This window comes from Pseudomonas sp. NBRC 111133, from assembly GCF_001320605.1.
Lineage (GTDB): Bacteria > Pseudomonadota > Gammaproteobacteria > Pseudomonadales > Pseudomonadaceae > Aquipseudomonas > Aquipseudomonas monteilii.
Window position 1 is genome coordinate 57542 of the sequence record NZ_BCBJ01000002.1, and the last position, 25409, is coordinate 82950.

20 protein-coding genes are annotated in these 25409 nt (G+C 63.8%); 8 read left to right on the forward strand and 12 right to left on the reverse strand.

The features are described from left to right. Window positions 1–47: 47 nt before the first annotated feature. The 3 genes from APH36_RS01500 to APH36_RS01510 form a co-directional block, all read right to left on the reverse strand. Window positions 48–827 carry an alpha/beta fold hydrolase gene (locus APH36_RS01500; protein ID WP_060497187.1) on the reverse strand — a complete coding sequence of 260 codons (780 nt, stop codon included), beginning with the start codon at window positions 825–827 and terminating at the stop codon, window positions 48–50. Beyond that, the gene (locus APH36_RS01505; protein ID WP_060497188.1) at window positions 824–1243 is read right to left on the reverse strand and encodes a VOC family protein; all 420 of its coding nucleotides are present in this window, start codon (window positions 1241–1243) and stop codon (window positions 824–826) included. The genes APH36_RS01500 and APH36_RS01505 overlap by 4 nt, the downstream gene beginning before the upstream one ends. A 75-nt stretch (window positions 1244–1318) precedes the next feature. Beyond that, the gene (locus tag APH36_RS01510) at window positions 1319–2245 is read right to left on the reverse strand and encodes an alpha/beta fold hydrolase (RefSeq protein ID WP_060497189.1); all 927 of its coding nucleotides are present in this window, start codon (window positions 2243–2245) and stop codon (window positions 1319–1321) included. Window positions 2246–2427: 182 nt separating this feature from the next. Here APH36_RS01510 and APH36_RS01515 point away from each other — a divergent pair, with 182 nt between their 5' ends. Next, window positions 2428–7302 (forward strand): NEL-type E3 ubiquitin ligase domain-containing protein, encoded by a 4875-nt coding sequence (locus tag APH36_RS01515; RefSeq protein ID WP_374754769.1) that lies wholly within the window; start codon window positions 2428–2430, stop codon window positions 7300–7302. A 7-nt stretch (window positions 7303–7309) separates the two neighbouring features. Here the strand turns inward: APH36_RS01515 and APH36_RS01520 are convergent, their stop codons facing one another. Further along, the gene (locus APH36_RS01520) at window positions 7310–9826 is read right to left on the reverse strand and encodes a UvrD-helicase domain-containing protein (protein ID WP_060497191.1); all 2517 of its coding nucleotides are present in this window, start codon (window positions 9824–9826) and stop codon (window positions 7310–7312) included. Between the two features lie 174 nt (window positions 9827–10000). On the opposite strand from APH36_RS01520, the gene APH36_RS01525 reads away from it, so the two are divergent. Beyond that, the gene (locus tag APH36_RS01525; RefSeq protein WP_060497192.1) at window positions 10001–10699 is read left to right on the forward strand and encodes a pirin family protein; all 699 of its coding nucleotides are present in this window, start codon (window positions 10001–10003) and stop codon (window positions 10697–10699) included. 74 nt (window positions 10700–10773) lie between these two features. Here the strand turns inward: APH36_RS01525 and APH36_RS01530 are convergent, their stop codons facing one another. The 7 genes from APH36_RS01530 to APH36_RS01560 all read right to left on the reverse strand — a co-directional run bounded on the left by APH36_RS01530 (window position 10774) and on the right by APH36_RS01560 (window position 16367). After that, window positions 10774–11673, reverse strand: a complete 900-nt coding sequence (locus APH36_RS01530) for a transporter (RefSeq protein ID WP_060497193.1) — start codon at window positions 11671–11673, stop codon at window positions 10774–10776. A 75-nt stretch (window positions 11674–11748) separates the two neighbouring features. Beyond that, window positions 11749–12810 carry an NADH:ubiquinone reductase (Na(+)-transporting) subunit F gene (locus tag APH36_RS01535; protein WP_060497194.1) on the reverse strand — a complete coding sequence of 354 codons (1062 nt, stop codon included), beginning with the start codon at window positions 12808–12810 and terminating at the stop codon, window positions 11749–11751. 11 nt (window positions 12811–12821) lie between these two features. After that, a complete protein-coding gene (locus tag APH36_RS01540; RefSeq protein ID WP_016714637.1) occupies window positions 12822–13181 on the reverse strand; it encodes a phenol hydroxylase subunit P4 in 360 nt (119 codons plus the stop codon). Window positions 13182–13245: 64 nt separating this feature from the next. Further along, on the reverse strand, window positions 13246–14760 hold the full coding sequence (locus APH36_RS01545; protein ID WP_060497195.1) for an aromatic/alkene/methane monooxygenase hydroxylase/oxygenase subunit alpha: 1515 nt from the start codon (window positions 14758–14760) through the stop codon (window positions 13246–13248). 32 nt (window positions 14761–14792) lie between these two features. Next, complete coding sequence (locus tag APH36_RS01550; RefSeq protein ID WP_019097310.1) at window positions 14793–15062, reverse strand: MmoB/DmpM family protein; 270 nt, start codon at window positions 15060–15062, stop codon at window positions 14793–14795. Then, window positions 15059–16054 (reverse strand): aromatic/alkene monooxygenase hydroxylase subunit beta, encoded by a 996-nt coding sequence (locus APH36_RS01555; protein WP_060497196.1) that lies wholly within the window; start codon window positions 16052–16054, stop codon window positions 15059–15061. The genes APH36_RS01550 and APH36_RS01555 overlap by 4 nt, the downstream gene beginning before the upstream one ends. Window positions 16055–16109: 55 nt before the next feature. Beyond that, the gene (locus tag APH36_RS01560) at window positions 16110–16367 is read right to left on the reverse strand and encodes a phenol hydroxylase subunit (RefSeq protein WP_060497197.1); all 258 of its coding nucleotides are present in this window, start codon (window positions 16365–16367) and stop codon (window positions 16110–16112) included. Window positions 16368–16741: 374 nt separating this feature from the next. Here APH36_RS01560 and APH36_RS01565 point away from each other — a divergent pair, with 374 nt between their 5' ends. Further along, window positions 16742–18418, forward strand: a complete 1677-nt coding sequence (locus tag APH36_RS01565; protein ID WP_060497198.1) for a sigma-54-dependent Fis family transcriptional regulator — start codon at window positions 16742–16744, stop codon at window positions 18416–18418. A 162-nt stretch (window positions 18419–18580) separates the two neighbouring features. Here APH36_RS01565 and APH36_RS01570 read toward each other — a convergent pair whose 3' ends face one another. Then, window positions 18581–18982, reverse strand: coding sequence for a hypothetical protein (locus APH36_RS01570; RefSeq protein ID WP_060497199.1), 402 nt, complete (start codon window positions 18980–18982; stop codon window positions 18581–18583). Window positions 18983–19193: 211 nt separating this feature from the next. Between APH36_RS01570 and purU the strand changes: the two genes are divergently transcribed. The 5 genes from purU to APH36_RS01595 are packed head-to-tail and all read left to right on the forward strand — an operon-like array spanning window position 19194 to window position 25409. Beyond that, on the forward strand, window positions 19194–20060 hold the full coding sequence (purU, locus tag APH36_RS01575) for a formyltetrahydrofolate deformylase (protein WP_060497200.1): 867 nt from the start codon (window positions 19194–19196) through the stop codon (window positions 20058–20060). Beyond that, the gene (gene folD, locus APH36_RS01580; protein ID WP_060497201.1) at window positions 20057–20968 is read left to right on the forward strand and encodes a bifunctional methylenetetrahydrofolate dehydrogenase/methenyltetrahydrofolate cyclohydrolase FolD; all 912 of its coding nucleotides are present in this window, start codon (window positions 20057–20059) and stop codon (window positions 20966–20968) included. The genes purU and folD overlap by 4 nt, the downstream gene beginning before the upstream one ends. Beyond that, window positions 20950–22191, forward strand: coding sequence for an FAD-dependent oxidoreductase (locus tag APH36_RS01585; RefSeq protein ID WP_060497202.1), 1242 nt, complete (start codon window positions 20950–20952; stop codon window positions 22189–22191). The genes folD and APH36_RS01585 overlap by 19 nt, the downstream gene beginning before the upstream one ends. A 12-nt stretch (window positions 22192–22203) precedes the next feature. Then, complete coding sequence (locus tag APH36_RS01590) at window positions 22204–22509, forward strand: sarcosine oxidase subunit delta (RefSeq protein ID WP_028613225.1); 306 nt, start codon at window positions 22204–22206, stop codon at window positions 22507–22509. Beyond that, window positions 22506–25409 (forward strand): 2Fe-2S iron-sulfur cluster-binding protein, encoded by a 2904-nt coding sequence (locus tag APH36_RS01595; RefSeq protein ID WP_060497203.1) that lies wholly within the window; start codon window positions 22506–22508, stop codon window positions 25407–25409. Before APH36_RS01590 ends, APH36_RS01595 begins: the two co-directional genes overlap by 4 nt.

Sequence of the window (25409 nt, forward strand, 5' to 3'; positions counted from 1 at the left end):
GCATGCTTGGCCGCTACGCGGAACCGGCGTCCACTTCAAGAACAGCGTTACCGCAAGAACTGCACGACCGCTGCCAGCACCCCCTCAGCCTGTTCCCGATGCGGTACATGCCCACACTCTTGCAGCAACTGCATCGCCGCCGGCCCACCCGCCAGCGCCACCAGCCGCTCGGGGTGCACTGGCGAGCCGAACTCGTCGTTATCGCCATGCAGGCTCAACAGCGGGCAGCGGACCTGCGCCAACACGGCATCCAGGTTCCACTCGGCAAAATCCTCAGCCAGCCAATTGTCCACCCAGGCGCGCAGTACCCATTCGGCCTTGCTGCCGTGGTAGCGCTCCAGCCGTTGCAGCTGGCCGGGCGCGGCAAACCGCAGATCGGCGGCACGAATGCCCTCAAGGGTACGCGCTTCGACAAACGCTTGCGCCGACTCGGTAATCAGCCCCACGCACTGGCTGGCGAAGGCCGCCGCACAGGCCACGGCCATGCCACCGCCAACGCTGTGACCGAAGACAATGAAATCGGTAATGCCAAAGTACTCGCGCAGCGCCGTGAACCCTTGCTGCGCCTCGTTCTCGACAAACCCCAGGCGCAACCTGCCCGGGTGTGCGTCGGACCGGCCAAAGCCCAGGCGGTCGTAGGCGATTACCCGGTGCCCGGTGGCGTGGGCCAACTGCACCGGAAAGTCGCGCCACAACGCCACACAACCCAGCGAATCATGCAGCAGGACAATGGGCGCCCCCTGCACCTGCAGGGGTACCCACTCCTGAGCGAACAGCCTGCCTTGGGCGGTGTCGATCCAATGCTCATGGCTGTGCAGTGCGCTCATACCGCCGCCGCCACCGGCCCCTTCAACTCGACCTGGTTGCCATCCGGGTCGTAACAGTACAGGGACAGCCCCTCGCCTTCGGCACCATAACGCTTCTCTGCGGGCTCAACCTTGACCCCGGCGGCTTCCAGGTAGGCCGTCAATGCCACCTCATCGAACGGCTCGATACGCAGGCAGAAATGGTGCAGGTTGCGCCCCTCCACCCCCGGTGCCGCCCCGCCTGGCTGGCCCAGCGGGCCGTCCAGGGTCACCAGGTCGATCATCGCCGTGCCCGTGGCCAGGTGCACCATGCCCAGGTCGTCGCGCACGCGGCTGACAGCGCAACCCAGCAGCTCGGTGTAGAAGGCAACACTGCGCGGCAGGTCGCTGACGCGCAGAACAAGATGGTCTATGTGCTTGATAGCGAACGGTCGCATGCCGGGCTCCTTGTTCCGTGTGCGCGAATACGTTCGCCACCATAGCCCAGCTTCGCCCGGCGTGACCAGAATCAGCTACTCGTTAACCAACCGTTGCAGCACGCGCCCTTCATGCCGCGTCAGGATGCGCAACAGTTGGTCGACCAGCGCCCGGTCCGGGGTCTCCAAGTGGAAGTGGTGCCCGCCCGGGTGCCACGAAATCTTCGCCTGACCAGGCAAGGCGGCCTCGCGCCGGGTAAAGGCTTCGCCGGTGAATGCCCCCTGGCGACCAAACAGCAGGTACAACGGGCAGCTGATCTGGTTGAGCAGTTCGCAGGCTTCGCGCTCGGTCAGCGGCATCGGTTCGGGCAGCACCAGCCGCGGGTCGTGGCGCCAGCAGTAGCCATCGCCCAGTTGCAGCAGGTCGCGCAGCGCCAGCAGCCGTGCGGCACCTTCCGACAGCTCGGTGTCCAGGCGTTCGCGGCGTTGCGCCAGGGCGGTGTCCAGGTCGTCGAAGCGGCCGGGGTCTGGCTCGGCAAACCCCGGCAGCTGGCTGCGCTGCACCATGCGCTTGAGCCGGTAGGCCCGCGCCAGGTGCTGCACGCGGTCATCCTCGGCCACCGTGAACGGTGCCCCCATGCCGTCGAGGAAGGTCATGCTGGCAATGCCGCTGGTCATGGCCGCCAGCAGCGATGCCACCCCGGTTCCCATGCCGTGGGCCAGCACATGGAACTGCGCCAGCCCCAGACTGTCGGTCACCGCCAGCATATCTTCGGCATGCTCCCAGAGGTAATAGCCACTGTCGCGGCGGCGATGGTCCGAACGGCCGTGACCAACCAGGTCGGGGGCCACCACGAAACAACCGTCCAGCATCGGTGCCAGGCGTTCGAACGAGGCAGCGTTGTCCAGCCAGCCATGCAAGGCCAATACGGGAATACCGTCTTCGGCGCCCCAGGTGCGGACCGCTATTTCAATACCATCAAGGTCTAGCAGGTGGTCTTTCGGACTGCACAGCGAACGCATTGCAATTCTCCTTGGCTGAAGCCTGCGCCATGGCCTGCCTCCACCCTCTCGCAGATCTCCCCCTGCTGCTGGCCCCTCACCGACCCACGCATGCGCAAGACCGACCGCTACCGACAACTATCTACCGCACCACGGCGCCTTGATGAGTGTGGACTATCCCCTCTACGCAAGAGGTCATGACCATGACAACCCCCACGCCGCTGCATAAAAACCAGATAACCCGTGCATTGCCCAAATGGAGCAAGGCGCTACACCCCGCACACACGCAAAAAGTGGTGCAAAGCCTGCGCAGGGACTATCTGGCTGAAGATGGCACCCCTTACCCATGGTATGCCACTGCCGATGCGCCCGCGCGCGAGCAGTTGCGCAACGCCATCAAGGCGCGAAACAAATGCCTGGCGCAACTCAAGGCAGCTCTTGCGGGCTTCAAGGACATCATCACATTCAGCACGCCTCTGCTAACCAAGCAGTTGAATGTGAGTGTGCCCGTAGACAGGGCGCAGTATGTCTTTCAGCCCTTTGAAGCCGATGCCGATATCTGGACCGGCGTTCCTGACCTGGAAGTGCCTTTGTTTCCTGACCGGAAGGTGGATGTGCTGGCCACCCGCCCCATGGGCGAGCCGCAAGCACGTAGCTTGCTGGAGGCGGCCCTGCACAACTTCGAAAGCCTGGATGAAGTAGGCGCCTACAGCAGGCTCACCTGTGCACCAGGCAGCGAAACCCCTTTGCCAGGGCTGACGATGGCGGACTTCGTCAAGCATTGTCGGGCACTGGACCTGGGCCAGCGCTATCAAGATCACCTGCTGGCAACCCATGAGGGCGCCAACCGCGCTGAAGTCCAGCGCCTGTCGATTCAAGCCAGCCGTGAAGCTTTGAGGGTGCAGGCACTGATCGCAAAGCTCAAAGGCCTGCTGAGCGACCGCGGGGGCAATGCGCTCATTCAGTTATGCGATGGCAAGCCCCGGCCCACCTATGATGAACAGCCGTTGCGCTGCTGGAACTTCAGCCTGTTCGGTATCCCCATCCGCGAGATCCTCTTCATCGGGCCCGACGAGCCTAGCCAGATAAACCCGTGCATTGTTTACATACCTGAAGACAACGAGCACCCGGTCAGGGAATTTGCCTCACTCCAGGCAGCAGGCAAGCACCTGCGCAGACGCTTGCTGCAGAGGACATTCCGTCGTGCGTTGGTCCATTTCGCCTACAAGGACAGGCAACAGGAGCTGGCCGACAAACTGGAGAACGCGCTGTTCGAGAAGGACGATGCAGGCATACACAGACCGCGACACAAGCCTGTACTCCATTTCACCCCCTCGCCAATCCGCACCGATCCCTGGGCCACCTTGTACAACGCGCACCTTGCGCGCATGAAGGCCGACGCGAAAATCATTGCTGTCCCCACTGCCGACGTAGACGCCAAGGCCCGCAACGAGCGCCTGAAGCATTGGCTCGATATCGGCATGACTGTGCTCAACGTGGCTGCGTTCTTCGTGCCCGGGCTGAACACCGTCATGCTTGGTGTTTTCGCCTACGACCTGATGAGTTCTGTGTTCACCGGGTTCGAGGCCTGGGAAGAAGGCGATACCCAGCAAGCGCTGGTGCAACTGGAATCATTGGCCATCAATGCGGCGGTCATCGCCGGTTTTGCGGTAGGCGCCAAGATCGTTCAGGCATCAGGCTTCGTCGATGCACTGACGAGTGTGTGGCACGACGATCAGGAGGTGCTCTGGCACCCCGACATGAAGCCGTATGCAAGCCCAGCGGCTATCCCTGAGGGAGTTCAACCCGATTCGCTCGGCCATGTGCACGTCGATGGGAAGACCTACCTGAAGCTGAATGGGACGCTATACGAAGTGTTTCAGGACGCCGAGCAACAATGGCGCGTGCGCCACCCCGAGGATGCACAGGCCTATGCGCCGCGCTTGTTGCATCAGGGTGACGCTCGCTGGCAACTCGACCATGAACAACCGCTGGAATGGGACCACCAGCAACTCATGAGCCGCCTGGGCAACTACACCACTGGCCTGGACAAAAGCGAGCTGGACTACGCCATGCGCAGTACCGGTACCGATGAAAGTGTATTACGCCGTAACCAGGCAACAGGCTCACGCCCACCCGCCCTGTTGATCGACACCTTGCAACGCCTGCAACTCGACAACGAGGCTCGACAGATCATCGATCGCGTACGCCATGGGTTGCCGCTGGCAGCGTACAAGGACTTTGTCTTACCTGAACTGCTGCGCCTGCCGGGGTGGTCTGAGGGGATTGTACTCAAGGTTTACAAAGGGCCAGAACCCTGGGGCGAGTCTATGCGCTACGGCCCGCCCCATTCGACGGGGCAAATAGAAATCGAAGTCACCCGCAGCGACCTGGAAAATGGCCAACTGAGCCAGACCGTGCTGGCTCAAATGGATGAAGAAGTCTCGCTGAGACTGCTGGGTGACACACCGCCCGAGCAACGATCTTCTGCCTTGAACAACGCGCTCGCGACACATCTGGAAGCGCATCGCGAGGCGTTGTTCAGCAGCCTGCAGCAAAGCCGCCGGCCCGTCCTCCCCCCAGCCGCCCACCCCCTCGCCCGGCAGTTTCCCGGCTTGCCGGACAGTGCGCTTGAAGCGTTACTGGCCAACATCAGCAACGCCGAACGGCTAAGCCTGACAAACGGACGGGTGCCGCTTCGCATTGCCGAAGAAGCCCGCCGTCTGCAAGCCCGTGCGCGGCTAGACCGCGCCATCCTCGGCATGTTCAGGCGCAGCCTGGCTAACGATGACAGCCAACGCCTGAAACAGGCCCTGCAAGCCGAGCACCCACAGGCTGACTCGGCCCAGTTGCTGCAACTTGCCCTCGCCCATCGCCAGCGCTGCGCCTCACTGCTTGGCCAACAGCCCGTCAAGCCGAGCTTCCGCTCCCCCTTGCGCATGGCCAACGGCCAACTTGGCTACCCTTTGAGTGGTCGGGGCCTGCCCGCCGCCCGCCGCCTTCGAGCACTCTATCCCGAACTCAGTAGCCCGCAAATCAGTGCGCTGCAAGCTGATCTTGCCCAAGGGGGCGACCTGGGTATCGCCATCAGTCGGCTGGAAGCAGAACAGCGTACCCTCAGCCGTGACCTCAACCGCTGGGCCAACGCTTCAGCTTCGCTGGAAGAGCGCTTTGATCGCCAGCAATGCGCCGAACGGCTGATGAGTGCTTCCCGGCGTGAAGGTGGCGCGCAACGCGAGGCACTCGTGCTGGACCGCATGCGGCTGGAAGCGCTGCCAACGTTCACTGCTCGCATGCCGCATATCCGGCAACTGACGCTTGAAGGGTTGCAACTGCGGCGCCTGGACAGCGGCTTGCTGTCAAACTTCCCTAACCTGGAAAAACTGGAAATCATCGGCAACCCCGACATGGACGCCGAAACACTGTTCGAGGCGCTCAAGTCTGCGCCACGGCTACGCGAGCTGGGCCTGACAAGCAATGGTTTGACTGCCCTTACAGCCACTGCCCAACAAGCCATAGAGGCGATGCCCGGCCTGAGAATACTTGGCCTCAGCCGTAACCGCCTGCAACTTGATGACGCCAGCTTGAGTTTCCTTGCGCGCTTGCCACTGGATGCACTGGGCCTGGGCAACAATCAGATCACACTCGATGAAACCCTCGCAGCCCGTTTTCAGGACATGATTCACCCCATGGTATTGCACATGCCCGGCAACCCATTGCAGCAGCCACCCGACCTGCGCTTCATGGCCCGCCTCAGCCACCTGGACCTCGAGCGTTGCGAACTGCAGCAATGGCCCGACAGCTTGACCACCCTCATGAGCCAGCCCCAGTACCAACTGCGCTATCTCAACCTCTCCTCCAACCGCATTCGCACACTGCCAGACCTGCCAAGGGTGCTGCGTACCCCCTTCGCCCGTGACGTCGCCGCGCGCCTGCCTGAGCGCCGCTGGCTGTTCAACTACAACACGCTGGAAGCCCAGACACGTGCACGCCTGGGCAGCAGTGGCGTCAACGTATTCGAACACGCAGAGGACGTGCCACAGTGGCAAAGCATTTTCCGTGGCGACGCGAGCAATGCCGAAGAGCAACTGTGGAGCGACTTGTTCGACCAAGGTGAAAACGCGGCGTTGCTAGGGGTACTGGAGCGTCTCGCCCAGTCGGCAGAAGCGCTGCGCGATGCCGAAACCGTGAGCGAACGTGTCTGGGACTTGCTGGAGAAGGCTGCTGAAGACACCGAGCTACGTGAGCGCCTGGCCACCGTGGCGGGCGACTTCCCCCCAACCTGTGGAGACGCAGGCGCCGACGCTTTCAGCGCATTGGAAATAGAGGTACTGGCCCACGAAGCCGCAGGCCGTGCCGGTAGCCGACCCACCGATCTGCTGAGGCTGTATCGCAAGCTGTACCGACGCGACCAGGTCAATCAACTGGCCGACCGCATCAGCTGGAAAAGATCCTTGCGCAAACAGGCGCTGCTCGATGGCGTCTTCGATGAAGATCTTCCCGCTTACGATGTGCTCGACGAGCCCTCCGCGTTTCCGGACTTCGACCTGGAAACGGGGCTGGTGGACGATATCGAGGTGCGCCTGGCGTTGCGCCAGTCTCTGGCCACCGCGCTGGACTATCCTGAGCCAAGCCGAGGCATGTTGTACCGCGACACAGCCAGGATCAACCAGACCATCATCGACCGAGTGAAAGCTGCGGTCCTGGCGCTGGATACGGATGCCAACGCGCGGGAACAATGGTTGAACCAGCAGCCGGGTTGGGTCGAGTACCTGAAACGTGAGCATGCGGCACAGTTCAGCCTGATCACCGACTTTTGGCGGCCGGGCCTGGATTACCTGTACTACTGCCTGGATGAAACCGCCGACCCGGTCACCTCCCTGGACAGTTCTGTTCTACGAGCGCTGGCCGGCGTCATGCCTGAAAGCCCATTGAGTGCTCAAGGAGTGCTGCGTCGCGTCTCGATCAACGAGCAGCAGTACCGCCAAGGGGTGGACGTGCTGACTGCCGAGCAGCAACAGGTTGAAACCGGCCTGCTGACCAGCCTCACTCGCCAGGCGCAAACCCTCGGCGGCTAAGCGGTTCTCACTGCCCGCGCAGGTCTTCGAAGAAGGCCTGCCGGCCATCCACCTGGCTGGACGCCCGCGGGGCCGCCGCCGCTTCGCCATTGGCGGCCTCCACATGCCAGTAGCAGTGCTGCACGGCGCGGGTCACCGCCACGTAGGCCAGGCGCTGCACTTCTTCCTTCTGCGCCGTATCGAACGCCTGCGCATCACCGGCCCTGCCCAGCCCGGCCTGGCGGTACACCTGGTTCTTGTAAGGCGAACTCGTCAGGTACTGGCAGTCGCCCAACATGAACACCGCATCGGCCTGCAAACCCTTGGCACTGTGGTAGGTGAGCTGACGCAGTCGGCGCTGCTCGGCCGGCAATGCCGCCTCGGCGTGCAGCACGCTCTGCAGGTGCTCGTTCATCAAGGCCCTGTCGCTGCCCTTGCGGTAAAGCATCATCACCGTCTCGCCCCGTTGGTAGTGCTCGATCAGCGTTTCGCCCAAGGCGGCCTCGTCACGGTCGAACACCTTGACCGGCGAACCCGGCAGCTCGGCTGCGGGGCCACTGGCCCGGGCTTTCTTGCCGGCAATCGCCGGAGTGCCCTTGACCAGATGCTCGGCCGCGTCGATCACCTGCTGCTGGCAGCGGTAGTTGTCGACCAGCATCACCCGGGTGTTGGCCGGCGACGGGAAGGCCTTGGTGAACTCCATGAAATACTTGGGCGAACTGCCACGCCAGCCGTAGATCGACTGCCAGTCGTCCCCCACGCACAGCAGCGAGGAATGCTGCGCATGGCGCCCGGTGTGCATGGCCGGGCCACGTCGGCGTATTTCGGCCAGGCAGGCACGCAGCCAGCTGACAATCTGCGGCGACACGTCCTGGAACTCGTCGATCATCAGGTGCGCCAGTGGCCGCAGCAGCGGGTCGGGCAGCAGTTGCAGGTTTTCCGGGTTGTTCTCGCCAAACAGGGCGAACATGCGGTTGTAGCTCATCACCGGTGGCGACTGGTCCAGCAGGTGCGCTTCCAGGGCTTTCCAGTACAGGGCCAGGGCCTCGAAGAACAAGGAATCGCTGTCGCCGGACGGGAAACTCATCGCCGCCACTGCGTTATTTACGTCCAGGCCAAGGTTCTCGATGAAATTGGCCGCGCCGACAAAGGCATCCAGCAGTGGCGCCGGGGCCAGCTCACCCTTGACCTTGTACTCGAACCCCGGGCCAGCCACGGCATCACCCGCCAGCGAGGCCGCCAGGCGCCGGGCCATGGCGTAGTTGTCCAGCCAAATCAGCGGCCGGTCGCAGAAGGCCTGCAACAAAGTGCGCTTGACCGCCCACTCGGCACGCACTGCCAGCTTGGCGCCGGGGCGCTGGTACTGGGCACTTTCTGCGGGGTCGAAGCCCAGCACCACCCAAGGCCCCTGGCCTTCCAGCCGGCCATGCACATGGAAGCGGCTGCCACGGATGTCGACGGTTTCGCGGCAGGGTTCGATGCCCTTGATCGGCCAGGCACCAGCGGCGAACCACAGGTCCTCGATCACATCGCACAGCTCTTCGTCGCGCTGGGCCGCCAGCTGCGTTACCTGTGCGCGCTTCTGCACATCGGGGTTGTTCGGGTCCAGTGGTTTCAGTTGCAACGCTTCGCTGCGCAACAGGCCGACCAGTTCGGCAAAACGCGGGCTCTCGCCCAGCAAGCTGCTGTAGCACTGGTTCAGTTGCTGACGCTGGGCATCGTTAAGGCGCAGGTCGAACGGGTTGCTGTCGGCCTCGGCCTCACGCCCGGCGGGCATCTCGTTGCCCAGCGTCTCGAAGGCGCGCACCTGGTCGAAGCCCGGCAGGCTGCGCACCAGCGGCAGGATGCGCGAATGGAAGGTACGCACCAGTTCGCGGGCCTGCACCGGTTGCAGATTGATCTGCCACAGGGCAAACACTTGAAGCAGGCGCTTGATGAAATCCTTGCGCGACTCGCGGGTGAAGGTGACCACGGTCATCGCATCCAGCTCGTAGCCCAGGTAATGGCGCAGCAGCAAAATGCGCAGCACCAGCGACGTGGACTTACCCGCGCCAGCCCCAGCCACCACGCAGGTGGACGGGGTGTCGCTGAAAATCAGCTTCCACTGTGCGGCACTGGGCTGGGCCTCGGCGGGCAAACGCTTGGCGACATCGGCCTTGAAGCGCTTTTTCAGCTCGGCCGTCAACGGCAGGCGCCAGTCGTCGAACAGGTTATCGTCCCGGCCCGGCACACCAGCGGTGTCTGGACGGGAGTCGCGGATCACCAGCACCTGGCGCCCGGCCTCATAGCCTTCCATCCGTCCACGCTCAAACCCTTCACGCTCAGCCTCGGCATGGCCACTGCGCTGGCCCTCGGCGTGCCCCAGGAACCATGAGTCGCGGTGCTGAGCCTGCAGGCGGGTCAGGCCACGCCCCAGCAGGCGGGCGACCAGGCGACGAAACCAGGGCAGTTGGGCGGGCGGGGTAAGGTCGGCGGGGGCCTGGGGTTGCTCGTGGGCCACGGTCACTCCGTTGAAAAACAAAATCAGCGGGCATGTTCGCTGCATCGAAGGAAAATCGCCAGCGAATGCTTGCAGATCAGTGGATTAGGCGATGAAGCGAAGAAAGGCCAACAGAAATCACATCTATTAAACTGATTACTTTAAGCCGATATTTACGCTTATTTTCGATGTTTTTTTCGCGCATCATGGCGTCATTCCACTGATTCAAGGAGCACCATCATGCTGCAACTGCGACCGTTTGATAGCCTCGGCCACGCCAACCATGGCTGGCTCGACGCCCACCACCATTTCTCGTTTGCCGAGTACTACGACCCGGCGCGCATGCACTGGGGCAACCTGCGGGTATGGAACGACGACCTGATCGCAGCCGGCAGCGGCTTCCCGCCGCACCCGCACCGCGACATGGAAATCATCACCTATGTGCGTGAAGGCGCGATCAGCCACCAGGACAGCCTGGGCAACAAGGGCCGTACCGAAGCCGGTGACGTGCAGGTGATGAGCGCCGGTACCGGCATCGTGCACAGCGAGTACAACCTGGAGGACGTCGACACACGCATCTTCCAGATCTGGATCGTGCCGGAGCGCACCGGAGAAGCACCGCAGTGGGGCTCTCGGCCGTTCCCCAAAGGCGAACGTGGTGAAGGCTTCGTGACCCTGGCCAGCGGCCGCGTGGGCGATGAAGACAGCCTGCAGATTCGCACCGATGCGCGGCTGGTGGCTGCCACCTTGCGAGCTGGGGAAACCGCCGAGTACCGCTTCGATGCCGCACGCCGGGGTTACCTGGTGCCGGCCAAGGGGCTGGTAGAGGTCAACGGGTTGCGGGCCAAGGCACGTGATGGCGTGGCAATCGAGCAGGAAGAAGTGCTGCGGGTGACCGCCATCGAAGACAGCGAGATCGTGCTGGTGGATGTGGCCTAATGAATCAGCCAGTGCAGGGAGCCTTGTAATGCCTGCACTGGCTTGCCGGCGATGGGCTGCGCAGCAGCCCCCTTTCAGAAGGGCAAGGTCAGCTTCAACCAGTAGGCATCACCCTGGGCGCGGTTGCGCACTTCGGTTTCCTTCGACCACTTCGCCGTCACGAACCAGCCATCCTTGCCGCTGTACTTGATCGACGGGCCGATGGCAAAACTGCGCCCCTTGTTGTTTTCGATACGCTCACCGTCCTGGCGGTCGTCAGTCGTCTGCCGGTAGTAATACCCCCCTCCCCCCAGCACCCAGCCATTGCCAAGCCCCCATCCCACGGCATAGTCCACATGAAACTCCTGCCCCGAACGGTAATCGGTGGCCGGGTTGCGCCGGTTGAAGTCGTACATCACCTTGGCATCCAGGTTGAGCCCGGCCGGGTCGATGTAGCTCATCGCATACACCGGCTCGAACACCCAGTAATTGCGCCCGGGGTTGGCCAGGTCGTTCTTGTCGTAGCGCCCGGTGGGGGCAATCATGTCGAAGGCCAGGATGCTATGGAACTTGTCACTGTGGTGAAAGCCCAGCGCCGGGCCGAAGATCACGTCGCCCAGGCCGCTGTTATGCTGCGACTGGCCGTTGAGCGATACCTTCAGGTCTACCAGCGGTACGATGGCATGCAGCGCCAGGCTGCCACCCAGCACGGTGTAATCGCTTACCCAGATCAACCGCGGCACAATGGCATTGGCGCGTACACGAAAGTCCACCGGCAGTTTGCGACCGTCGTTGCCACGCAGGTTGTCGGCTTCGTAGTGGTTGACGAACAGCTGGCCATAAAAACCCGGCGGTGGCATGGCGCCGGACATGTAGTTTTCGGCACCGAGCGGGTAGGACGTGCCGCCGCCTTCGGTTGCATGGGACAGGTTGGCAGCGCCGAACAACGAGGCGCACACGGCAAGGCGCAGCAGGTTTGCAAGGGTCGGAGTCATCGGGTCAACCTTTTTTGTTGTTATCGGTCGGGTGCACGCCAGCCCCCTGTGGCCAGGGAGCCAGGCGTCAAAGGGTCAGATGCGTTTGAACAGGGCCGAGCGCTGGCCTTCAGACGCCCCATCAGCGGCGCTGTAGAAGCGCTCCATGAAGATGTCGCGCTCGAACAGGCGGCCCTGCATCAGGCAGGTGATGGCCGCGTCGATCATCGGCGGCGGGCCGCACAGGTAAGCTTTGTGGCCGTTGAAGCGGCCCTCGAAATGCTGCCTGGCGGCGTCGTGCACGTAACCGCGCACACCCTGCCACTGCGCGTCTTCGGCAGCCTGGCTGAGGGCTGGCACATAGCTGAAGTTGGCATGGCGGGCAGCCAGCGCTTCGAACAGTTCGCGGTTGTACAGCTCGGCACGGGTACGGGCGCCCTGGAACAGAGTGATGCGGCGGGTATCGCCACGCGCCAGCAAGTCGAGAATCATCGACTGCGGGCTGGAAAGCCCCGAGCCGCCAGCGATGAAAATCAGGTCGCCCGGTTGGGAGCTGCGCACGAAAAACTGCCCGTACGGGCCGGACAGCGCCAGCGCGTCGCCCACCTTGAGCTGCTGGTGAATGTACCCGGTGGCCACGCCGCCTTCCACCAGGCGCACATGCAGTTCCACCTCGTCCGCCTGCTGGGGCGGGTTGGCCAGTGAGAATGCGCGACTGCCTTCAATGCCAGGCAGTTGCAGGTTCACATACTGCCCGGCCTGGAAGGCCATCGGCCGGTCGAGTTTCAGGTGCACACCGCGAATGGTCGGTGACAGTTCGACCAGCCGAGTGACTACGGCGTGGTAGTCCTGCACCGGCAGGCCGGCGAAGTCCGGGTCGACGTCGATGTCAGCCTCGATGACCAGGTCGCTCTGCGGGATGGCACAACAGGCCAGTACCTTGCCCTCGTCGCGTTCCATGTCCATCAGGGCGAAGGACGAAGCGGCACCGAGGTCGACCTCGCCTTCCAGTACCTGGCACTTGCAGGTGGCGCAGGTGCCGTGGCCACAGGCAAACGGCAGCCACACGCCCTGGCGCAAGGCGGCTTCGAGGATGGTCTGCCCCTCCTCCACTTCAATCTGTTCGCCAGTGGGTTCGATGGTGACTTGATAGCTCATGGCGGCATTCCTCAGTTGTGGCTGCCGCCCAGGCCTTCAAGGCCGGGGGTGTGCAGGTGCAGCAGGCTTTTGTGGGTGATGCCGTTGGCTGCCAGCCCTCGGGCCAGGTCGGGCGTGAAGGGCTGCTCATCCAGGCGCCACCGTGCAGTGGCGAAGTCCACCTGGGCAGCATCCGGGTGCAGGGCAATGGCCGGCTTGACCACCTGCTCGATGAAAGCGGCAAAGGGCAGCGCCGGGTCCACCGGCAGGGTGAACGGTGCGCAGAACAGCAGGTGGTTTTCCCAGCACAGGTACACCAGCTGGGCGCCGTGGAAGTTGGCCTGGCGGTCCAGGGGCTGGGCAGTGTAGGTGCCGATGGCAGTCACGGGCATGGCGTTGTTCCTCTTGTTCTTGTAGGGCCAGGGCGCGTTAACGGCGCCCTGGTGGTTCGGTGCTTCAGCCGGCCTTGCGCCCGGTGCCTTGCAAGGCCTGCCAGCGCTGCTGTTCGGGCGAACCCTGATACTCGAAGTTGTCCTGCCCGGGGTCGATGTTGTAGTAATCACGCACCACCTCCTCGACATCGCCGCCACCGCAGTTGCCCTGCAGGATCTGATGCACCGGCAGCCAGGCCTGCACGTACTTGTCCGGCTCGAAGGCGAAGATGTCGCAGCAGCCATCGGAGCAGAAGTGGTAGCGCTCGCCCTCATGCACCAGGCTGCGGTGGCTCAGCTGCGTGGGCGCATCCGGCTCGGTGAAGGCCAGCGGGATCTGGCAGATCTGGCACAGCATCGGCAGCGTCGGGTTGTAAAAGCGCTCACCACGCGCCTGCAGCTCGCGCCAATGCTCGTAGCGCGGCCGGTAGTAGCGGTCGAAGGTGTCCGGGTACTTGGCCGACAGCCAGTCCAGCTCCTCGTCGGTGGGGATCCAGGTATGGAAGTTGGTGGCCTGGCTGTACTGGTAGAAGATCGACCAGGCCTGGTGGCTGATATGCTCCTTGCCGATGGTGGTCTGCTCGACGTACTTCGGCGGGCGGATGCCGTAGCGCTCCAGGTCCTTGAACAGCGCACCACCGGCCTGTTCGAAGTACACCTCCCAGGCTTCGGCCCAGGACATCACCTTGTTGGGCAGCATGTAGTCCATCATCATCCCGACCAGGGTCAGCAGCCGGTAACCGCGCCAGAACCACTTGTCGATCCAGCGCTGCACGATGGGCACGTTGTCCTCGTGTTGCTCCAGCAGGAACTTGATCACCTCCAGGCCCAGGGTCATGTGCCGGGCTTCGTCGGACTGCGCCGAAAAGCCGAAGGTGACCGTGGCCATGTCGCCGTTGAACGCAGCACCCGACATGAACGGCACGAACAACAGGTTGGTCAGCACATACTCGAACGAGAACGAGATGGCGGTGAGGAACTCGAACGGGCCGGCTGTGCGCGCATCCTCGAAGAACGACTTGGGCACCGACAGGAACCACACCCGGTCGTGCATGTGGGCGAAGTCATGCAGGCCGTTGAAGTGCTTGTTGTAGTGGCTCATGGCGTGCACCTGGGTCTGCACGTGGCGCAGTTCGTCGATGGCCTGCATCTGGCAGGCCACCCGTGCACCGGCGCCACCAAAGTGCCGGCCGACACGAGCGAAGCCCTGGTAGGCCTGGTACTCCAGCGGGGTGACGCCGCTCAGGAACAGTTTCAGGGCGTTGACGTAGCGGGCGTCAGAGATGTTCTGGTGGCCGTTGTTCTGGGCGAAGGCATCGAAAATGGCGTACAGCTTCTTTTCTTTTTCGGCCTGGTACTTCCAGTAGGCGTCCATGGTCAGGCGGAACGGGTCTTCCCACTTGTCCCAGTCGGTGATCTTGATGCCCTCGAACCGCTCGTAGGGGTAGATGGCGTCTTTGCTCTGGTAGCTTGGTTCCCAGCCCAGGTCGCGGGTCAGGCAGCGGTACTTGTCTTTCTGGTTGAGGCGTTTGGCGGCCATGGTGGTCTCCCTTGTTCTTGTCGTTGTGCGGATCAGTTCCAGTGCAGGGCGAAGCAGTCTTCGTCTTCCTCGACGTTGCCGCCGAGGGTGATCACGTCGATCAGCATTTCCTGCACGTCCCATTCACGGCCGATCTTTTCTTCCACCGTGGCGCGGTGAATCTCCAGGCGCCCTTCGGCCTGCACGCGGATCATCGCCGGCTGGTGCTGCACCTGGGCATGCGGGTTGTCCTGGGTGATGGCCTCGACGATGTAGCGGGCGCTGTCGTTGTCCTGGAAGGCGATGTACACGAGGGAAGTCATGCGGCGTCTCCACTGAGGCCCAGTTTTTTCAGGCGTGCGCCAAAGGCGCTGTCACAAGCATCCAGCGCGTCACGGCCTGGGCCGGCCTCGGCCAGCGGCAGCAGCGCTTGCACGGCACGGCTGCGCCATTCACACACCCAGCCTTCGATCAACTGTTGGTTGTGCGTGTTTTCGGCAACGGCGGTCTTGACCAGGGCATCCACCCAACGCTGGCTCTCGGCAAACCACAGGCGCATGAACTCGGTGAGCATGCCCAGCTGCCCTGCCCCGATGGCCACCAGTTGCGCATCGAAGTGTTCGAACAACAGCGGGTACAGCAGGCCGTCGCTAACCAGGTTCTGCGCCAGGCTCAGCTCGAACCAGTCACGCACCACCAGGCTGTCCTCTACGTAGCGGCGCAGCCCTTGCCAGGCCGGCTCGTCCAGCCAGCGCTGCTTGGCCTCGGCCAACAACGCCAGGCCGTCGTCCTCCAGCAGCAGGCCGATGCGCGACAGGTACTGGGCAATGGCCAGGCGGTCCATGGCGTGGAACATGTGCATCTGGGTGACGCTGGTGCCGAACGCATCGGCGGCAATGCCGCTGTTGTTCATGTTGGCGCCCAGCTCGGCATGGCGCAGCGGCAGCAGCAGGCGCGCGACCAATGCACGGGTTTCGGTCGGCAGGCTGGCCAGCAGCTCACGCTTTTCGCAGAAGGCAAAACTGTGCTCGGCGTTTTCCTGCATGCGCGCCCGGGCTTGCACGTAGGCGCCGTAGTAGTACTGACGCGGGTCGCTGACGGCGTACCAGTCAGCCATCTGCACGGCGGTACGGCTGGGGTCGTTGAGCAGCTTGTCGGGCTGCCACAACGGGCGGTAGTGGAAGTTGGTGGCGGCCTCGATGTCGAAGCTGGCTTCCTGGTAGCGGCTGGCCGGCTTGTCACCGAAACGGCGGCGGGTGTGGCTGAAGGTCTGGCGGATCGGCTCGACCGTGGCCGTCTTGATCTCGATACTCATGCAAGGCGTCCTGTACTTGTTGTTGTGGGAATGCAATGCGCCAGCAAGCGGCGCGCTACTCGTCCGCGCCGCGGCTTTCGCCATAGCGCCACTTGCGCATGTCGGCATCGACGGCAGCGGCCATCGCAGCGTCCATATGGCGCACCCGGTTGCTGGCGCAGAAACTGGCGAACGCCGTGCGTGGCAGGACCAGTTCGACGAACAGGTCCGGGTAACCGATGGCAAAGTCGAACTCGACGAAGGCGGCGTCCGGCTCGCTACGTACGCGGACGTAGCGCGGCATTTGCTCGAAGGTGGTGGTGGTTTGAGTCATGCGCTGGTGCTCTGGTTGGACGTGCCATGGGCTTGAGCAACGGCTGTGCCAGGCGCGTTAAGTTCGCCAAAAACTCAACCCAACCAATTGTATTTAATGGCTTTTAATTTTTTTACGCGTTGCCCTGAGGCAGCGCTATGCGCACGCTGCCGGCTGCCCGTTTGATCATTTGCTCAAATGCGCCAGCGCCGTTTGAGCAAATGGCAAACGTCACCGACGATTGACTTTTGCGCCGCTTTCAGGCGGTTTAGAAAAGAGAACGACCCAGGCCTTGCCTGCAGACTGCGGTCGTCCCGGCGTGACCAGCAAACCCGCCTTGCCTGAGCGGGCGCACGCCGACTCCCCATACAACTACAAGCAAGGGGCGCAAGCGAATGATTACCCAGTACAGGGCGCCGGAACCTGCGCCGGCGCTGAAGGACCTGACCGAACGGGTACGGTTCGAAGGCACCGAAGGCAAGATCTGGCTGGACGAGCAGCGCATGCTGCTGGTGCAGGCCGCAACCATGGCCAGCATGCGCCGCGAACTGATCGAAATGCTCGGCGTGGAGCGGGCCAAGGGCTTCTTCCTGCGCCTGGGCTACCAGTCGGGGCTGAAGGACGCCGAGCTGGCGCGCAAGCTGCGGCCCAATGGCAACCCGGTGGATATGTTCTTCATCGGCCCGCAACTGCATTCGCTCAAGGGCATGGTGAAGGTGCGCCCGCTGCAGCTGGAAATCGACCTGGACAACGGCCATTTCTACGCCGACATCGAATGGCAAGACTCCTTCGAGGTGGAAAACTGCCAGTCCGAAGCCCTGCATTCCGAGCAGCCGGTGTGCTGGATGCTGCTCGGTTACGCCATCAGCTACAGCTCGTTCTTCCTCGGCCGCCAGGTGCTGTACAAGGAGGTCAGTTGCCGTGGCTGCGGTGGCAGCGAATGCCGCATCATTGGCAAGCCGGTGGAGCAATGGGAGGATGCCGACACCTTCCTGCGCTACTTCCAGAGCGACCCGGTGATCGACGAGCTGCAGTCGCTGCAGGTGCAGGTGGCCAACCTGCGCAAGCGCCTGCAGTACGAGTCGGGGCAGTTCTACGGCATCGGCCAGTCGGCGGTATACCGGCGCTGCTGCGCACTCACCGACAAAGTCGCCCCTGGCAAGGCCTCGGTGCTGTTGCTGGGCGAAACCGGGGTTGGCAAGGAAGTGATCGCCCGCAGCCTGCACCTGCGCAGCGAGCGTGCTGGCGCCGCGTTCGTGGCGCTGAACTGCGCGACCATACCCCCGGACCTGATCGAAGCCGAGCTGTTCGGCGTCGAAAAAGGCGCCTACACCGGCGCCCAGCAGGCACGCATGGGCCGCTTCGAACGGGCCAACGGCGGCACGCTGTTCCTGGACGAAATCGTCGAGCTTACCCCGCGCGCCCAGGCCAGCCTGTTGCGTGTGCTGCAGGAAGGCGAACTGGAGCGCGTGGGTGACAGCCGCACGCGGCCGGTGGATGTAAGGGTGATCGCCGCCACCCACGAAAACCTCGAACAGGCCGTGAAGGATGGGCGCTTCCGGGCCGACCTGTTCTACCGCCTGAACGTGTTCCCGGTGCACATCCCGGCACTGCGCGAGCGCCGCGAAGACATCCCGCTGCTGATCGAGCACTTCCTCGGCCGCCTGCACCACAGCTACGGCAAGAAAACCCGTGGGCTCAGCGACCGGGCAATGCAGGTGTGCCTGCAATACGACTGGCCGGGCAACATCCGCGAACTGGAAAACCTCATGGAGCGCGGGGTGATCATCACCGATGAGAACCAGAGTATCGGCCTGGACGCATTGTTCCCGCATGCCCCTCCGGCTACCGACAGCATTGGCTTGGGCAGCGATGGCCGACTGGTGGCAGGCAGTGACCAGGCTTCGCCCGGCTGGGTGGCGCAGATTCTCGACAGCGGTACAGGCCTGGACGCCGTCGAGGCGGTACTGATGCAAGAGGCCATGCAGCGCTGTGGGCAGAACGTTTCCGAAGCCGCACGCCTGCTCGGCATGACCCGCCCTGCCCTCGCCTACAGGCTGAAGAAGGGGTGAATCCACCGGATCGTACTTTTTGCAAACGGCTTCCTTGCACACAAACCAAACGCTGGCGCGATCCCTGTAGCAGCGGCTTCAGCCGCGAACATTGGCGCAACCGGTGCCCTGTACCGCGCCGCCAGCTTCGCGGGGAAACCCGCTTCTACACCTGATCCACCGTCAGGCATCCCGCAGCAAGTCATGGGTATCGAGCAACCGGAAGGCCACCTGCGGGTTACGCTCCAGCCCGCGCCGGATCGCCGCCGGGATCGATTGCCGGGTCCTGCGGCACAGCCCTGGCTGGTCATCCAGTTCGATGACAATGCCACGCATGGTGCGCACTTCGTTGAACCCGGGAGCGATGTGCACACGGATGCCGAGATTGTCGTACATCCGTTGCTGCAGGCGTTGCAGGTCCTCCAGGTCCTTGAGGTTTTCCAGGCGTTCGAGCAGGCGTTTCTCTTCCTGACGGGTCAGTAGCAGGATGCGCTGTGCGGCCTGCGGATGCTCGCCCAGATGTTCGCGGCCGCAGTCGCAGGCACCAGGGGGGCATGGTTGGCGCAAGGGGGGTGGCGTAGTCATGGAGCAAGCATAGCCCTACAAAGCGGCCTCAAAAAACTTTCCTGCCAGGATAAAAAATTTCACAAACCCCTGGACCGCCACCCCTCACTTCGCCTATAAATCTCCTAAAGGAAATTTATATTCCCACCAAGAAACATCACTTCGCCTGCTCGCGAAGCTTCTTTTGCCCTTGTGCCCGACCTGCCCCACTCCATCACGAGGCCTACCCGACATGCACCCCGCTCCCGATCACTTCATCCTGCGCGTCAGTTGCCCGGCCGTGTCCGGCATCGTCGCTGCGGTGACCACTTACTTGGCCGAGCACGGTTGCTACATCAGCGAGATGGCGCAGTTCGACGACGAGGACAACGGGCGCTTTTTCATGCGCGCAGTGTTCCGCTACAACACCGGTACCACAGGGGACACACCGCAGCTGGAGGCGGGCTTTGCCGACGTGGCCCAGCGCTTCGACATGCAGTGGAGCCTGCACAGCAGCGCCCGGCCGATGCGCGTGCTGCTGATGGTGAGCAAGTTCGACCACTGCCTGTCCGACCTGCTGTACCGGCATGCCAAGGGCGAGCTCGACATGCAGATCACCGCCGTGGTGTCCAACCACCTGGACCTGCGCCCCATGGCCGAGCGCCAGGGCATCCGCTTCGTCTACCTGCCCGTTACCAAGGAAACCAAGGCCGAACAGGAAGCCGCACTGTTGCGCATTGTCGAAGACACCGGCACCGAACTGGTGGTGCTGGCACGCTACATGCAAATTCTGTCTGACGACCTGTGCCGCCAACTGTCAGGCCGGGCGATCAACATCCATCACTCGTTCCTGCCCGGTTTCAAAGGCGCCAAGCCCTACCACCAGGCCTACCAGCGCGGGGTCAAACTGATCGGCGCCACCGCCCACTACGTGACCCGCGACCTGGACGAAGGCCCGATCATCGAGCAGGAAGTGCAGCGCGTGGATCACGCCTACGCCCCGGACGACCTGGTTGCCATCGGCCGCGACACCGAGACCATCGCCCTGTCCCGCGCGGTGAAGTACCACCTTGAGCACCGGGTGTTCCTTAACCACGACCGCACGGTGATCTTCAAATGAACGCCATTCCCAGCGTCAAGCTGATCGACGGCAGGGCCACCGCCGCGCGGGTGCTGGCCGAGGTGCGCGAACAGGTGCAGGAGCTGCGCCAGGGCGGTGTGCAACCGGGCTTGGCCGTGGTGCTGGTGGGCGACGATGCCGCCAGCCAGGTGTACGTGCGCAATAAAGTGCTGCGCGCCGACGAAGTAGGCATCCGCTCGCTGGAGCATCGCCTGCCCGCCGACACCACCCAGGGCGAACTGCTGACCCTGATCGACCGCCTGAACCACGATACCGAGGTGAACGGCATCCTCGTGCAACTGCCGCTGCCCGCGCACATCGCCGCGCACCGCGTGTTGCAGGCCATCGACCCGCTGAAGGACGTGGACGGCTTTCACAGCGAAAACGTCGGTGGTTTGGCCCAGGGCCGCGATGTGCTCACCCCGTGCACACCCAGCGGCTGCATGCGACTGCTGCGTGACGCCTGTGGCGAACTGCGCGGCAAGCACGCGGTGGTGGTGGGCCGCTCGAACATCGTCGGCAAACCCATGGCTGCCCTGCTGCTGCAGGCCGACTGCACAGTGACGGTGGTGCATTCGCGCAGCCGTGATCTGCCGGCGCTGTGCCGCCAGGCCGACATTCTGGTGGCAGCCGTAGGCAAACCGCGCCTGATCGGTGCCGATTGGTTGAAACCTGGCGCGGTGGTGATCGACGTGGGCATCAATCGCATCGATGAAAGCGGCCACAGCCGCCTGGTCGGCGATGTCGACTTCGCTGCCGCCCTGCCCCAGGTGGCCGGCATTACCCCTGTGCCCGGCGGCGTCGGCCCGATGACCATCGCCTATTTGATGAAAAACACCCTGCTCGCCCTCGACCTGCAGCAACAGGCCGCCCACCAGGAGCGCACCGCATGCCTTTCGCCCTGCTGAAATACGGCCTGAGCGCCGACTACCCGGTTGAGGTCGACCTGCCGCCACCGTGCGAACTCAAACCGCGCTATGACGTGGTGATCATCGGCGGCGGCGGCCACGGCCTGGCCATCGCCTACTACCTGGCCAGGTACCACGGCATCACCAATGTCGCCGTGCTGGAAAAGGCTTACCTGGGTGGCGGCAACACCGCACGCAACACGGCGGTGATCCGCTCCAACTACCTCACCAGCGAGGGTGTGCGCTTTTACGCCGAATCGGTGCGCATGTTCCAGAACCTGTCGAACGAGTTCGACTTCAACATCATGTATTCCGAGCGCGGCCAGCTCACGCTGGCGCATACCGACGCTACCGTGCGCGCCTTCCGCCAGCGCGCCGAGGTCAACAAGCACTTCGGCGGCCGTACCGAAATGATCGACCGCCAACAGATTCGTGAACGGGTGCCCAGCCTCAACCTCGACCCCGGCCACCTCCCGGTGCTGGCTGGCCTGTGGCACATCGACGGCGCCACTGCACGCCACGACGCGGTGGCCTGGGGCTATGCCAAGCAGGCGGCCAAGCGGGGTGTGGAAATCCATCAACTGACCGAGGTGCAGGACCTGCTGATACGCAATGGCCGCATCGAAGCGGTGAAGACCAACCGTGGCACCGTGCAGTGCGGCTGCGTGGTCCAGGCCGTGGCCGGTGCCAGTTCGCTGTTGATGGCCAAGGCCGGCATCCGTGCGCCGATCCACACCTACCCGTTGCAAGCCATGGTTACCCAGCCGTTCAAACCGTTCCTCGACCCGCTGGTCAGTTCGTCGGCGCTGCATTGTTACGTACAGCAGACCAGCCGGGGCGAAATCGTCTTTGGCGGCGGCTCCGACCCTTATCCGCTGTACAACACCCGCTCCACCCTCGACCTCAAGGAAAGCCTGCTGGCCCACGCTATCGAGATGTTCCCGTTCATGGCCAACGCCAAGCTGATGCGCCAGTGGGCCGGGATGACCGACATGACCCCGGACTACAGCCCGATCATGGGCCTGTCGCCGGTTACCAACTACTACCTGGACGCCGGTTGGGGCACGTGGGGTTTCAAGGCCACGCCCATCTGCGGCAAGACCATGGCCGAGCTGGTAGCCAGCGGCGGCAAAGTACCCGAAATGATCGCGCCCTTCGCCCTGGAGCGCTTCAGCCGCTTCCAGCAGGTGAACGAAATGGGCGCCACGGCGGCCAGCCACTAGGAGCACACGACGATGAAGATCCTGACCTGCCCCTTGAACGGCCCGCGCAATATCAGCGAGTTCACCTACGGCGGCGAGTTCAAGCACATGCCCGACCCGGCCAGTTGCAGCGATGCCGAGTGGGCCGACTATGTGTTCAACAGCGACAACCTGGCCGGGGTGGTGACCGAGTGGTGGCTGCACAACGCCTCCAGCTACTGGTTCCTGGCCGAGCGTCACACAGTTAGCGACCAGGTGCTGCGCACCTTCGACCCGAAAGCACTGTTCGACCGCCGCGTCGACTTCACCCCCGCCGCCACCCCGGAGATTGCCGGATGAACAGCCACACCCGCCTACCCGCACCCATGGGCCTGCTGATCGACCGCGAGCGGCGCGTGCGCTTCCAGTTCGACGGCCAGGCCTGCGAGGGCTTTGCCGGTGACACCATTGCCAGCGCCCTGCTTGGCAATGGCCGCTGGCTGCTGTCGCGCTCGTTCAAATACCATCGTCCACGCGGCCCGCTGAGCATGGCCGGGCAAGACGCCAACACCCTGGTGCAGTTGCCCGACGAACCCAACGTGCTGGCCGACCTGGAGGCTGCCCGCGACGGCCAGGTGGTCGAAGGGCAGAACTTCAACGGCAGCCTGGCGCATGACCGCGACGCCTACCTGGGCAAGTTCTCACGCTTCATGCCAGTGGGCTTCTACTACCGCTCGTTCTACAAGCCCAAGGGCATGTGGAAAGTGTGGGAGCCGCTGATCCGCAAGAAAGCCGGCCTGGGCGTGCTCGACCTGGGTTTCAAACCGCAGTACTACGACAAGGCCTACCTGTTTGTAGATGTGGCCGTGATCGGTGCCGGCCCCGCCGGCCTGCGCGCCGCGCTGGATGCGGCCAATGCCGGGGCCAAGGTGCTGCTGATCGAGCAACAGCCGGTGCTCGGCGGCTCGCTCACCTATGCCCGCTTCGACATCGCCGGCACCCGCGCCGCCAGCCTGCGCCAGGAACTGCTGACCGCCGTCGAGGGCCACCCGAACATCCAGGTGCTGCTGGAGGCCACCTGCAACGGCTGGTTCACCGACAACTACCTGCCGGTAATTCAGCACAAGCGGCTGTACAAGGTGCGCGCCACCCGTTGCCTGGTGGCAGCCGGCTCGTTCGACCAGCCGGTGGTGTTTCGCAACAACGACCTGCCGGGCGTGATGCTGACCAGCGCTGCCCAGCGGCTGATGAAGCTGTACGCGGTCAAACCGGGCCAGCGCGCGGTCATCCTCACCGGCCACGATGACGGCTACCTGGCCGCCCTCGACCTGCAGGAGCAAGGCGTGGTCGTAGCCACCGTGGTCGACATGCGCGCCGCGCCGGCCGATGCCGCACTGGCTGCCGAGCTGAAGCGCCGCGATATCCCCGTGCACCTGGGCAGCACCGTGTATGAAGCCCTGCATGAAGCGGGCATGCGCCATGTCAGTGGCGTGGACATTCGCCCGATCACCGGCCAGGGCAAGGTCGGCCCGCACGGGCTGCGCCTGGCGTGCGACCTGCTGTGCATGTCGGCGGGCTACATGCCGGTGTACCAGTTGCTGTGCCAGGCCGGCGGCAAACTGGCCTATGACGTCAACCGCGACGAGTTCGCCATCAGCAACTTGCCGGCCGGGCTGGATGTCGCAGGCTCCGTGAACGGCCGTCACGCACTGGGCAACGTGCTGGCCGATGCCACACGCGGGGCCGCTGAAGCGGTAGCCGCCCTAGATCTGCAAGCGCCAGCGCAGTCGGTGTTCAGCGCCGAAGCCAAGGTCAATTTCCCTTGGCCGATTTTCCCCCACCCCAAAGGCAAGGATTTCGTCGACTTCGACGAAGACCTGCAAGTGCGCGACATCGTCAACGCTACCCGCAGCGGCTACCGTGACGTGCAACTGGTCAAACGTTTCTCCACGGTCGGCATGGGCCCTTCCCAAGGCCGCCACTCGGCGCTGCCCACGGCGCGCCTAGTGGCCCAGGCCACCGGCCGCAGCATCAGCGAAACCGGAGTGACTACCGCCCGCCCACCGTTTCAGGCAGAAAAGCTGGCACATGTCGCCGGCCGCGCCTTCGACCCCTATCGGCAAACGCCCATGCACCGCCGTCACCTGCAAGCCGGGGCGAAGATGATGCAGGCCGGTATCTGGCAGCGCCCGGCTTATTACGGCAAACCCGAAGATCGCGAGCGCTGCATGCAGGAAGAAGCCCGCCATGTGCGCGAGAAGGTTGGCCTGATCGACGTGTCTACCCTGGGTGGCCTGGACGTACGCGGCCCGGACGCCGCCGAACTGCTGGAGCGCCTGTACACCTTCGGCTTTGCCAAACTGGCCATCGGCCGCACCCGCTATGCGCTGATGACCAACGAACACGGTGTGGTGATCGACGATGGCGTTTGTGCGCGCCTGGGCGAGCAGCACTTCTATGTCACCGCCACCACCAGCGGCGTCGACCGCATCTACCAGCAGATGCTGAAGTGGAATGCACAGTGGCGCCTGGACGTGGACATCACCAACGTCACCGCCGCCCTGGCTGCCGTCAACCTGGCCGGGCCGCTGTCGCGTCAGGTGCTGGCCAAGGTGTGTGACGATGTCGCGCTGTCGGCCGAGGCCTTCCCGTACCTGGGCGTACGGCAGGGCGAGGTGGCCGGCATACCGGCGCGCATCCTGCGGGTCGGTTTCGTCGGTGAGCTGGGTTATGAAGTGCATGTGCCGGCGCGCCATGCCGAGCGCCTGTGGGACGCCCTGATGCAGGCCGGCGCGGGCCTGGGCATTCGCCCGTTCGGCGTTGAGACCCAACGCCTGCTGCGCCTGGAAAAAGGCCATGTGATCATCAGCCAGGACACCGACGGCATGACCCACCCTGCCGAGATCGACATGCAGTGGGCCATTGGCCGCAAGAAGCCGTTCTTCGTCGGCAAGCGCTCCATCGAAATCCTCGAAGCACAGCCGCTCAAGCGCAAGCTGGTCGGCTTCACCCTGCCCAAAGGCAGCCCACAGCCGCTGGAGGGGCACCTGGTGCTGGACGGGTCAGACATCAGCGGCAACGTCACCTCCTGCGAGTACTCGCAAACCCTGGGGCAGATCATCGGCCTGGCCTATGCCGGCGCCCACCAGGCCACCCCCGGCATGCACATCCCGATCCGCGTGGAGGGCGGCGCGATGGTGCATGCCAAGGTGGTGCAACTGCCGTTCCACGACCCCGACAACCTGCGCCAGGAGCTCTGA

What these genes read in the sequence shown, in the direction of transcription:
- APH36_RS01530 (WP_060497193.1), bottom strand. Translation starts at nt 11,673, where the DNA reads ATGACTCCGACCCTTGCAAACCTGCTGCGCCTTGCCGTGTGCGCCTCG.
- APH36_RS01520 (WP_060497191.1), bottom strand. Translation starts at nt 9,826, where the DNA reads ATGCAGCGAACATGCCCGCTGATTTTGTTTTTCAACGGAGTGACCGTG.
- APH36_RS01500 (WP_060497187.1), bottom strand. Translation starts at nt 827, where the DNA reads ATGAGCGCACTGCACAGCCATGAGCATTGGATCGACACCGCCCAAGGC.
- APH36_RS01560 (WP_060497197.1), bottom strand. Translation starts at nt 16,367, where the DNA reads ATGACTCAAACCACCACCACCTTCGAGCAAATGCCGCGCTACGTCCGC.
- APH36_RS01565 (WP_060497198.1), top strand. Translation starts at nt 16,742, where the DNA reads ATGATTACCCAGTACAGGGCGCCGGAACCTGCGCCGGCGCTGAAGGAC.
- APH36_RS01535 (WP_060497194.1), bottom strand. Translation starts at nt 12,810, where the DNA reads ATGAGCTATCAAGTCACCATCGAACCCACTGGCGAACAGATTGAAGTG.
- APH36_RS01550 (WP_019097310.1), bottom strand. Translation starts at nt 15,062, where the DNA reads ATGACTTCCCTCGTGTACATCGCCTTCCAGGACAACGACAGCGCCCGC.
- APH36_RS01585 (WP_060497202.1), top strand. Translation starts at nt 20,950, where the DNA reads ATGCCTTTCGCCCTGCTGAAATACGGCCTGAGCGCCGACTACCCGGTT.
- APH36_RS01515 (WP_374754769.1), top strand. Translation starts at nt 2,428, where the DNA reads ATGACAACCCCCACGCCGCTGCATAAAAACCAGATAACCCGTGCATTG.
- APH36_RS01570 (WP_060497199.1), bottom strand. Translation starts at nt 18,982, where the DNA reads ATGACTACGCCACCCCCCTTGCGCCAACCATGCCCCCCTGGTGCCTGC.
- APH36_RS01540 (WP_016714637.1), bottom strand. Translation starts at nt 13,181, where the DNA reads ATGCCCGTGACTGCCATCGGCACCTACACTGCCCAGCCCCTGGACCGC.
- APH36_RS01525 (WP_060497192.1), top strand. Translation starts at nt 10,001, where the DNA reads ATGCTGCAACTGCGACCGTTTGATAGCCTCGGCCACGCCAACCATGGC.
- APH36_RS01555 (WP_060497196.1), bottom strand. Translation starts at nt 16,054, where the DNA reads ATGAGTATCGAGATCAAGACGGCCACGGTCGAGCCGATCCGCCAGACC.
- folD (WP_060497201.1), top strand. Translation starts at nt 20,057, where the DNA reads ATGAACGCCATTCCCAGCGTCAAGCTGATCGACGGCAGGGCCACCGCC.
- purU (WP_060497200.1), top strand. Translation starts at nt 19,194, where the DNA reads ATGCACCCCGCTCCCGATCACTTCATCCTGCGCGTCAGTTGCCCGGCC.
- APH36_RS01595 (WP_060497203.1), top strand. Translation starts at nt 22,506, where the DNA reads ATGAACAGCCACACCCGCCTACCCGCACCCATGGGCCTGCTGATCGAC.
- APH36_RS01590 (WP_028613225.1), top strand. Translation starts at nt 22,204, where the DNA reads ATGAAGATCCTGACCTGCCCCTTGAACGGCCCGCGCAATATCAGCGAG.
- APH36_RS01545 (WP_060497195.1), bottom strand. Translation starts at nt 14,760, where the DNA reads ATGGCCGCCAAACGCCTCAACCAGAAAGACAAGTACCGCTGCCTGACC.
- APH36_RS01505 (WP_060497188.1), bottom strand. Translation starts at nt 1,243, where the DNA reads ATGCGACCGTTCGCTATCAAGCACATAGACCATCTTGTTCTGCGCGTC.
- APH36_RS01510 (WP_060497189.1), bottom strand. Translation starts at nt 2,245, where the DNA reads ATGCGTTCGCTGTGCAGTCCGAAAGACCACCTGCTAGACCTTGATGGT.